Here is a 10,445-nt window from a genome sequence, read left to right as displayed (position 1 = left end):
CGATGCTTTTTTTTGTTATTTTAATAATATTTTAAGAATTTTTCAAAGCTTCTGCTCCGGAAACGATTTCCAAGATCTCGTTTGTAATAGCAGCTTGTCTTGCTTTGTTATAGAAGATTACTAAATCATTCTTTAAAGATTGAGCATTATCTGTTGCTTTATGCATTGCAGTCATTCTCGCTCCATGTTCAGATGCTACTGAATCTAAAACAGCTTTGAAAACCTGTGTTTTAATTGACTTTGGAATCAAATTATCCAAAATCTCATTTTTATTAGGTTCAAAAATATAATCTGTTTCTACCTGAGGTTCTGTAGTTTCGGGCATCAAAATCGGAAGAAGCTGTTCTTTAGTAACTTCCTGAGTTGCAGCATTAACAAATTTATTATAAATTAAATAAACTTCGTCAAACTTCCCTTCCTTGAAGCTATTCATTACTCCTTCAGTAAGGTTGGAAACAGCATCAAAGTTCAAATTATCAAAAACAGCGCTTTCATTTGAATATACAGTACGGCTTCTTCTTACAGCATCATATGCTTTTTTACCAATTGTAAGAACTTCGATCTCATATTGAGCGTTATTCTGAAACTGAATATTAAGCTCTTTTACAATAGATGAGTTAAAAGCTCCCGCAAGACCTCTATTTGAAGTAACAGCAATAAAAAGAACTCTTTTAACTTCTCTTTTCTGAGCATAAATAGAAACCTGATCAGGATCTGAACTAGAATTTACATTCTGGATGATTTCTTGTAATTTTTCAGAATAAGGTCTTAACATTACGATTGCATCTTGCGCTTTTTTAAGTTTCGCTGCTGAAACCATTTTCATAGCACGTGTAATCTGCATCGTAGATGAAATTGAACTGATTCTTCCTCGTATTTCTTTTAAGTTTGCCATTTTATGTTTTCAATGTATAAAGTTTAAGGTTCAAAGACTTGCTTCAAACCTTAAACATTGAATTTTTTAATTATATTTTGAAGCTAAATCGTTAGCAGCTTGCTTAAGAACGTCTGTAATTTCATTATCGATTTTCCCAGCTTTAATAGCAGCCATAGTTTCAGGGTGCTTAGATCTTAGGAAAGCGATATATTCAATTTGGAATTCTTTTACTTTTCTGATAGGAACGTTTCTCAACAAGTTCTCAGTACCTGCATAGATCATAGCTACCTGGCTATCTACAGGAAGTGGAGAGTTAACTGGTTGCTTAAGAAGTTCCACGTTTCTTTCTCCTTTAGAGATTACTGCTAAAGTAGAAGCATCAAGGTCAGAACCGAATTTAGCAAATGCTTCAAGTTCTTTATATTGAGCCTGGTCAAGTTTTAATGTACCAGAAACTTTTTTCATTGATTTGATCTGTGCATTACCTCCTACTCTCGATACAGAGATACCTACGTTAATTGCAGGACGAACTCCGGAGTTGAATAAATCAGATTCCAAGAAGATCTGTCCATCTGTAATCGAAATTACGTTAGTAGGAATATATGCAGAAACGTCACCAGCTTGAGTTTCAATAATTGGAAGTGCAGTTAATGAACCACCACCCTTTACTAAAGGTCTTAAAGACTCAGGTAAGTCATTCATTTGGCTTGCGATAGTATCATCAGCAATTACTTTTGCAGCTCTTTCCAATAATCTTGAGTGAAGATAGAAAACGTCTCCAGGGTAAGCCTCACGTCCCGGTGGTCTTCTTAATAGTAGAGAAAGCTCACGGTAAGCAACAGCTTGTTTAGATAAATCATCATAAACAATAAGAGCTGGTCTACCAGTGTCTCTGAAGAACTCTCCGATAGAAGCACCTGCCATAGCAGAGTACACCTGCATTGGAACCGGATCTGATGCATTAGCTGCAACAATAACCGTATACTCTAAAGCTCCTTTATCAGAAAGCGTTTTAACGATTTGAGCTACTGTAGAAGCTTTCTGTCCGATTGCAACATATATACAATATACAGGCTTTCCTGCATCAAAAAATTCTTTTTGGTTGATGATCGTATCAATAGCAACAGTAGTTTTACCTGTTTGTCTGTCACCAATGATAAGCTCTCTTTGTCCTCTTCCTACAGGAATCATAGAGTCGATAGCAACGATACCTGTCTGTAACGGTTCAGTTACCGGTTGTCTAAAGATAACTCCAGGAGCTTTTCTTTCCAATGGCATTTCATATAAATCCCCAGTAATAGGACCTTTACCATCGATAGGGTTACCAAGAGTATCTACTACTCTTCCTAACATTCCTTCTCCTACTTTAATAGAAGAAATTCTTTTTGTTCTTCTTACTGTATCTCCTTCTCTAACTAATTTACTTTCTCCCAAAAGAGCAACACCTACGTTGTCTTCTTCAAGGTTAAGTACAATACCTTCTACATCACTAGAAAATTTAACCAACTCTCCGTATTGTACGTTTTCTAACCCGTATACACGAGCAATTCCATCACCGATGGTTAAAACTGTACCTACTTCCTCAACGTTTGATTGAGTATCGAAGTTGGCCAATTGCTGTTTTAAGATCGCAGATACTTCTGCCGGATTTATTTCTGCCATTGTATGGTTGTTTTTATCTTAATTTAATTGAAAATCTTTTTTAACCTGATTCAGTTTGTTTTTCACAGATGCATCGATCTGCTGGTCTCCCACTCTTAAAATATAACCTCCTAAAATTTTAGGATTCACATTTACTTTCAAATCGAAATTTGAAGTATTACTAACCAAATTGGTAGATTTCAAAATTTGATCTATATTCTCTTTTGAAAGCTCAGTAGCCGTAGTAAGCGTTATTCTTAATACACCATTGATATCTTCCACTTTGTTGATAAATTCCTGAGCGATATTCTTAAGTTGATTTTCACGTCCTTGTTTAATAACCAATCTGATTAAATTCTGAGAAGAAAGTGATAAACCTTTAAAAATCTCATTTGCTACTTCTGTTTTCTTTTTAGCATCAATGTAAGGGGTAAGGAAGAATTTGTTTAAATCCACGGATTCAGACATTAACTTCACTACATCTTTCATTTCAGAAAACACAGTAGCTGTTTGTCCGGATTCATTTGTGAAATCCAGCAAACCTTGTGCATATCTTTTAGCTACTTTAGATGTAAGCATTATTAGTTAAGATTAGATTTGTTTAAATAATTTTGAACCAACTCGTTTTGAGCTTCGTTGTTGTCTAATTTTTGTTTAAGGATAGACTCAGCGATATTTACAGATAAAGCACCAATTTGAGTTTTGATATCTGCCATAGCAGCATTTTTCTCAGTTTCAATAGTCTGTTTGGCCGCTGCGATCAATTTATCGCCTTCAGATTTAGCAACATCTTTAGCTTCTCCTACAATTCTATCTTTAATTTCTCTTGCTTCTTTAAGGATAGCATCTCTTTCAATTTTAGCTTCACGAATGATTCTTTCGTTATCAGCTTTAAGATCTTCCATTTCTTTTTTAGCCAATTTAGCTTGATTTAATGCATCAACAATAGAAGTTTCTCTGTCGTTTACTGCATTAACAATTGGTTTCCAAGCGAATTTTGCTAAAAGAAACAACAGGATAACAAAAGTAAGCGTCATCCAAAACAAAAGTCCAATTCCAGGTTCAATAATTCCCATATCTGTAAATTCTTTTTTTAATGTGATAATTTTATGGATATCTTTTTAAAATTCTTAGCAGCAGCCAACCGCTTCACTGCTAAGAATATTTCTTTGAGGATAATTACTTGATGAAAGCACCAAAGATGATCGCGATAAGACCAGCACCTTCAATAAGACCAGCAGCAATAAGCATTGCTCCTTGAATCTTACCAGCTTGTTCTGGTTGTCTAGCGATAGCATCCATTGCGTGACCTCCGATTTTACCAATACCAAGACCTACTCCTAATACTGCTAAACCAATTCCTACGTAAATTAATCCTGCTCCAGTTGATAAATCCATAATAAATAAATATTTAGTTAAAAATTATTTTAAAATTAAAAGCTCTTTTAGTGAGCGTGTTCTTCATGTCCATGCTCGTGTTCGTGCTCTGCAACAGCGATACCAATAAACAATGCTGACAATACTGTGAATATATAAGCTTGTAACGCAGCAACTAATAGTTCCAATACAGAAACGAATAATGCTAATGGTACAGATGCAAATCCTAAGAATGGAGATTTAAAAATAAAGATCAAAGATATAATCGCTAAGATCATAATGTGACCTGCAGTAATGTTAGCAAAAAGTCGCATCATTAAAGCGAAAGGCTTTGTAAAGATCCCGATGATTTCAATTGGAACCATAATTGGGTACAATAATAGAGGAACTGGTGGCATAAAAATATGCTTCCAATAGTCTTTATTAGCACTGAACAAAGTAATTAATAAAGTAATAACAGCTAAAACTGCAGTAATTGCGATGTTACCTGTAAGGTTCGATCCACCTGGAAAGAATGGAACTAATCCAAAAAGGTTATTAAACCAGATAAAGAAAAATGCGGTTAATAGGTAAGGCATATATCTTTTATATTTCACTGATCCAATATTTGGTATCGCTACTTCATCTCTGATAAATACGATTACAGGCTCCATTATTTTCCCAAAACCTTTTGGAAGCTGAGATTTTTTATAATTTCTCGCCATGCTGATAAATACAACCAACATAAAGATCACTGACAAGAACATTGATGCGGCATTCTTTGTAATTGACAGATCGAAATAAACATCGCTTGATTTTTGTTTTCCACTTATTAAAGCAAACAAAGTTGCTTTTTGAATTCCTTTAGTAGAAACAACCTGTCCTTCTTCTAATGTATACCCATCGTGTTCATGACCATGAGCAATATTGCTTGAAAGGAAAGTATGCCATCCTTCATTATCCTTAATAATTATTGGCAATGGAACAGAAACATGATGCTCTTCTCCATTATCATCTTTGGTAGTCCATAAATGCCATTCGTTAGAATCACCAATGTGTTCCATGATCATTTTGGTAGCATTAAAGCCCTTTTCTGCTTCTGTATGCTCTACTTTTTCAGCTGCCTTCTCACCTTCAGATTCATGTTGTGCATTAGCTAAACCACTAATAAACACAAATAAAAATGCGAAAAATAATGAAGAAATTTTTCTGTTCATATCTCTTTTTTAATCGTGTGCAAATATATCGATTTTATTAAACTTTACCAATATTAAAAATTGATTTTTATCATCAAAAAAGTCAAGATTTGTTAATCAGTTTTATTATAGATAAATATATAAGGAAAGAAGCGATGATAAAGCAAATCACAATAAACAAAAAATCGGCTTTTGTTTTATCAATTATTAGTAAAGAAATAATAAGCCATATAACATCTTTGGAAAGGTTAACCACAAGAAATTTCATTCCTGCATCCGGTTTACCATACAAATATCTTTTAAACAGTATGTAGACTATACTGTTAAGGACTATTATTAAAAGTACAATAATGAGGCTATTCCAAATATTCATTTTGCAAAAATATAATTATAATTTATTAAGCAAAATAAATCTCTGTCCTCTATATAATATATATTATTAAAAATTCCTTATTTTTGCAGACTATAATTTACAATCAATATGTTTAATAGTTTACAGGATAAATTAGACAAAGCGCTTCATAATCTTTCCGGACGTGGAAAAATTACAGAAATCAATGTCGCGGAAACCGTAAAAGAAATTCGTAGAGCATTGGTAGATGCCGATGTTAATTATAAAGTAGCAAAAGATCTTACTAAAAGAGTTCAGGATAAAGCTTTAGGAGAGAATGTCCTTACTTCTCTTACCCCGGGGCAGTTGATGACTAAAATTGTTCATGACGAATTAGTCGACTTGATGGGTGGATCTCAGGAAGGCATTAATCTTTCTGGGAAACCTTCAGTAATTCTTATTGCGGGTCTTCAGGGTTCTGGTAAAACTACGTTTTCCGGGAAACTAGCTAATTATTTAAATACTAAAAAGAATAAAAAACCTTTATTGGTAGCATGTGACGTTTATCGTCCGGCTGCGATCGATCAGCTTAAAGTTTTAGGGGGGCAGATCGGAGTTCCTGTTTTCACAGAAGAAGGTTCTACAAACCCTTCTACAATTGCTGAAAATGCGATCAATTTTGCAAAAGCAAACGGCCACGATGTTGTAATCGTGGATACAGCAGGACGTTTGGCTATTGATGAGCAGATGATGAATGAGATCAAGTCTGTTCATTATTTCATCAAGCCTCAGGAAACATTATTTGTTGTTGACTCCATGACCGGTCAGGATGCTGTAAATACAGCAAAAGCATTTAATGAGGCTCTGAATTTTGATGGTGTTGTCCTTACCAAATTAGATGGTGATACAAGAGGGGGTGCTGCTTTAACGATCCGTTCTGTGGTTGAAAAACCAATCAAATTTATTTCTACAGGAGAGAAAATGGAGGCTTTAGATCTTTTCTACCCGGAAAGGATGGCTGACAGAATCTTAGGAATGGGAGATGTTGTTTCCCTAGTTGAAAGAGCTCAGGAGCAATTTGATGAAGAAGAAGCTAAAAAACTTCATAAAAAAATTGCTAAAAATGAATTTGGCTTTGATGACTTCTTGAAGCAAATTAACCAGATCAAGAAGATGGGTAATATGAAAGATTTAATGGGGATGATTCCAGGAGTTGGAAAGGCAATTAAAGATGTTGAGATCAGCGACGATGCATTCAAACATATTGAGGCGATCATCTACTCTATGACTCCGGATGAAAGAAGAAGACCTTCTATTATTAATACACAGAGAAAACAAAGAATTGCCAGAGGTGCGGGAAGAAAGATTGAGGATGTAAACCAATTGATGAAGCAATTTGATCAAATGGGTAAAATGATGAAGATGATGCAAGGCCCTCAAGGAAAGCAGATGATGCAGATGATGAGCAAAATGCCAAACATGCCGGGAATGGGTGGTATGATGGGGAAATAGTGAATATAAAAATAATAAGACATAAAAAAACTCTCAGAAATTCTGAGAGTTTTTATTTTATTTGAATTTATATCCCAATCCGATCTGGAAGAAATTCATCTTCAATTTTTCATCCTGTACAGGATTTTTGATCATATTTGTAAGTCCGAAACTATAACGTGCATCTACAAATAATCCTTTGTATACATTGTAATCAGCACCGAAGAAAAGTCCAAAATCTGTAGATTTTAAATTATCATTGAAAGCTCTTTCAAGATATTCTTCACCCTCGTTGATTCCCTGAGGGTTGGCCATTGCTCCACTTACTTTAATTTTTGCCGTCGTATTGGTTTTAAAACTCACATAAGGACCTGCATAAATTCCTAATTCCGGAGTTGCATAATATCTTGCTGATACAGGAATTACAATTCTATTAAAATTTAAATTTTCAGTTACTGTAACCCCACCAGGCAGTGACACTTTTGCCTTTCCTCCTAAATTTGCATATTGTACTTCTCCTTGAACAGCAAATTTATTATTAAATTTATGCTCAACTAAAGCTCCAATATAAAATCCAGATTTTGATTTTAAGCCTCCTTCAATCTCCTCAAATTCAATATCATTGTCATTAGAATTTAATTTTGATAAAGCATAACCAGCTTTTACTCCAAATTTAGTCTGCGCATTCATACTCGCAAAAAAAGCCAATGCTGATGCTAATAAGATTTTTTTCATGTTCGATTGATTTTAAAATTTTAGTTTTATTTATAACAAAAAGACCTAAGCAAGCTTAAGTCTTTTTATATTTAATGTACTTTGTTAATTACTTAGCAAAAACATATTTAACTCCGAAAGTTACGGAAGATAAGTTCAATCCGAAGTTATAGTTGTTAGTAGCATCACCGTCTTTTGGCTTATAATTGCTGTAACCAAACTCTCCGATTGTAGCTTCGATAGACCAGTTTTTGTTTAAGAAATAATCTAAACCTGGCTTCACAGTAACACCAATTTTAGTGTATTTAGCTTCAGTAGAAGTTGAGTTTGTAACTGTAGTAGAACCTGAAGTAGTTACTGAATTGTTTTCAGTTTCAGTTTTCCCAAACTGCATTGGTACTGCTAATTGTCCGAAAATATATAATTTATCAGATAAAGTCCAATATTTTCTTACGAAAGGAGCAACAACAAAAGCTGGTTTTTTAACAATGCTTTCAGTTACATTTACAGCACCTGGCAATGCTAAAGTCGTTGTTTGAGTAGTTTTTTCAGTCTGGTATCCAACTCCAACTCCAACTGCTAAGTTTGTTCCAACAAAATATCCAACTGTAGGTAATACATTGAAGTTTTCTTTTTTGTAGTTACCATTGTCGCTTTCTTCTTGAGAATAACCAACAGATCCTGATAAATATGCAGTTCCTTTTGCAATCTGAGCATTAGATAAACCGAAAAGTGCAATAGCACTCGCTAATAATAATTTTTTCATTTTAAAAAATTTTAATACTTTCTTAGAGCAAATTTACAGCGGGGTACCTTAATATTAAAATTTGTTAATATGATTAATATCACTCACAAAAATCAATGCTTTATAATAATAAAATGCAGCTGAGAGGGACTTTTAAGTTTTTCACAATATTTTGAATAAAAAAACTCCAATTATGCAATTGGAGTTAAGAAACCTTAATATTTCTTAAAATTTATCTAAGGTAGAAATTGTAACCAATATTTACAGCTCCTATAGTCCAGCTTGTTCTATACCAGCCATAATCACGTCTGTTACTAATGCTTTGGTACCCTATATACAATTCTCCTTTAGACATTTGATAACCAAATTTTGGCTGAGCATAAAATCCGCCATCGATACCATCTTTTAAAGAAATTGCATATCCAAGATCTAATCCTACAAAAATAGGAGCCCCTGAAAACTTATACTTTCCAGAAACAGCCACTGGAATAAATCCAAAATCATCAAAGTTGTCTTTCCCAAAGAAATGAGAGTATCCAGAAGCAACACCCAGGTCGAAACCTTTTGCAATATTCCACATATAAGATGCGTCCACACCTAAAGTAAATGATGAAACATCACTGGCATCAGCTACAGGAATCCCAATATGCCCCCCTAGTTTAAAACCTTCTTGTGCATGAACAGCACTCCCTAGTAGCGCAAAAGCGCCCAATAATAATAGTTTTTTCATTTTTAAATAGTTTTGATTGATACTGCAAAATTAACATTTATTTTTAATTTCAAAACCAGTAAAAACACGGATAAAAAAACCACTTACTTAATAAGTGGTTCAAATTATAATATTATAAGCTTCTTTTTTCTTGACTTTTTCGATTGACTGAACTATTCTTTATTTGGAAAACCATCATTCTTTTAATCTCTTAACCTTTTATCCTCTTCATTGTAAGCAAGAATAATTTTTCTCACAACTGGATGTCTTACCACATCTTCTTCAGTAAGATGTACAAAACCTATTTCATTGACTCCATGAAGAATTCGCATGGCTTCTTTTAGTCCAGATTGTTGGTTTCTTGGTAAATCTATCTGAGTTGGATCTCCCGTAATAATGAATTTAGCATTCATTCCCATTCTGGTAAGAAACATCTTCATTTGAGCATGTGTTGTATTTTGTGCTTCATCCAAAATAACGAAGGCGTCGTCCAGCGTTCTACCTCTCATAAAAGCTAATGGAGCCACTTCAATTACTTTTTTCTCCATAAAACCTTCCAGTTTCTCATGAGGAATCATATCTCTAAGAGCATCATATAATGGCTGTAAATATGGATCAAGCTTTTCTTTCAGATCTCCTGGTAAAAAACCTAAACTCTCCCCTGCTTCTACTGCGGGTCTGGTAAGAATAATTCTTTTAACTTCTTTATCTCTTAAAGCCCTCGCTGCTAAAGCGACACTGGTATATGTTTTACCAGTCCCGGCAGGTCCTATAGCAAAAACCATATCTTTTTTCTCTGTCTCTTTTACAAGTTTTTTAAGATTAGTGGTTTTAGCTTTTATTACTTTACCATTAACTCCTTTTACGATAATATCCTGATCAAAGATCAAATGTTTTTCGTTCTCGTCCTTAATATTAAGAAGGTTTTCAACATCCTTAAGTTCAATAGAATTATTTTTTGAAATAAATTTAACAATATCATCAAGTTTTTGTCTAAATATATCTAAAGCTTCCTGATTTCCTTTTGCCAAGATATAATGATCTCTACCAGTAATTTTAAGGGTTGGAAAGCTGGATTTTAATAAATTGAAATATTGGTTATTAACTCCATAGAAGATTTTCACATCGATATCTTCCAAATCATATGTTAATTCAAACATGTAAGCATTTTTTTATTAGATCTAAATTTAGAGTTTTTTTTCAAACTTGTATTAATTTTGTTACTAACAATTTTCATCTCAAGGGCTTTAAGACACAATTGCTTAACCCTTAATTAAATAAAATACATTTTCATTCTAAATTTATTGAAAATAAATACAAATTTAAGTTTGTCGTTATATTTCCAAGTATCAAAATAACAGTTTTCATATTGTATCTGGGATTCA

The 10,445-nt window shown here is 33.6% G+C and carries 11 protein-coding genes; 1 reads left to right on the top strand and 10 read right to left on the bottom strand.

Annotated elements, in window-relative coordinates:
• Positions 1 to 31: 31 nt before the first annotated feature.
• The 6 genes from atpG to atpB all read right to left on the bottom strand — a co-directional run bounded on the left by atpG (position 32) and on the right by atpB (position 5,091).
• Positions 32 to 895, bottom strand: coding sequence for an ATP synthase F1 subunit gamma (gene atpG / locus J7E44_RS00500; RefSeq protein ID WP_214824328.1), 864 nt, complete (start codon positions 893 to 895; stop codon positions 32 to 34).
• A 66-nt stretch (positions 896 to 961) separates the two neighbouring features.
• Positions 962 to 2,539, bottom strand: coding sequence for a F0F1 ATP synthase subunit alpha (gene atpA, locus J7E44_RS00495; protein WP_214824326.1), 1,578 nt, complete (start codon positions 2,537 to 2,539; stop codon positions 962 to 964).
• An 18-nt stretch (positions 2,540 to 2,557) separates the two neighbouring features.
• Entirely contained in the window at positions 2,558 to 3,097 is a 540-nt protein-coding gene (gene atpH / locus J7E44_RS00490; RefSeq protein WP_214824325.1) for an ATP synthase F1 subunit delta, read from the bottom strand.
• A 2-nt stretch (positions 3,098 to 3,099) separates the two neighbouring features.
• Positions 3,100 to 3,594, bottom strand: a complete 495-nt coding sequence (locus J7E44_RS00485; RefSeq protein WP_214824322.1) for a F0F1 ATP synthase subunit B — start codon at positions 3,592 to 3,594, stop codon at positions 3,100 to 3,102.
• A gap of 103 nt (positions 3,595 to 3,697) precedes the next feature.
• The gene (locus J7E44_RS00480; RefSeq protein ID WP_007844726.1) at positions 3,698 to 3,916 is read right to left on the bottom strand and encodes an ATP synthase F0 subunit C; all 219 of its coding nucleotides are present in this window, start codon (positions 3,914 to 3,916) and stop codon (positions 3,698 to 3,700) included.
• Between the two features lie 47 nt (positions 3,917 to 3,963).
• Positions 3,964 to 5,091 (bottom strand): F0F1 ATP synthase subunit A, encoded by a 1,128-nt coding sequence (gene atpB / locus J7E44_RS00475; RefSeq protein ID WP_214824320.1) that lies wholly within the window; start codon positions 5,089 to 5,091, stop codon positions 3,964 to 3,966.
• 460 nt (positions 5,092 to 5,551) lie between these two features.
• On the opposite strand from atpB, the gene ffh reads away from it, so the two are divergent.
• The gene (ffh, locus tag J7E44_RS00470) at positions 5,552 to 6,913 is read left to right on the top strand and encodes a signal recognition particle protein (RefSeq protein ID WP_214824318.1); all 1,362 of its coding nucleotides are present in this window, start codon (positions 5,552 to 5,554) and stop codon (positions 6,911 to 6,913) included.
• Positions 6,914 to 6,970: 57 nt separating this feature from the next.
• Here ffh and J7E44_RS00465 read toward each other — a convergent pair whose 3' ends face one another.
• From J7E44_RS00465 to J7E44_RS00450, 4 genes are all read right to left on the bottom strand, one after another.
• Complete coding sequence (locus tag J7E44_RS00465) at positions 6,971 to 7,627, bottom strand: porin family protein (RefSeq protein WP_214824315.1); 657 nt, start codon at positions 7,625 to 7,627, stop codon at positions 6,971 to 6,973.
• Between the two features lie 88 nt (positions 7,628 to 7,715).
• Entirely contained in the window at positions 7,716 to 8,372 is a 657-nt protein-coding gene (locus J7E44_RS00460; RefSeq protein WP_214824312.1) for an outer membrane protein, read from the bottom strand.
• A gap of 211 nt (positions 8,373 to 8,583) precedes the next feature.
• On the bottom strand, positions 8,584 to 9,081 hold the full coding sequence (locus tag J7E44_RS00455; RefSeq protein ID WP_214824309.1) for a hypothetical protein: 498 nt from the start codon (positions 9,079 to 9,081) through the stop codon (positions 8,584 to 8,586).
• A gap of 182 nt (positions 9,082 to 9,263) precedes the next feature.
• Positions 9,264 to 10,220: a PhoH family protein gene (locus J7E44_RS00450; RefSeq protein WP_214824307.1), complete on the bottom strand. Its 957-nt coding sequence runs from the start codon at positions 10,218 to 10,220 to the stop codon at positions 9,264 to 9,266.
• Positions 10,221 to 10,445: the final 225 nt, after the last annotated feature.

The sequence above is a fragment of the Chryseobacterium sp. ISL-6 genome, assembly GCF_018613715.1.
GTDB lineage: Bacteria > Bacteroidota > Bacteroidia > Flavobacteriales > Weeksellaceae > Chryseobacterium > Chryseobacterium paludis.
The sequence above is the reverse complement of the archived record's forward strand: the minus strand, read 5'-3'. Positions and strand labels throughout refer to the sequence as shown.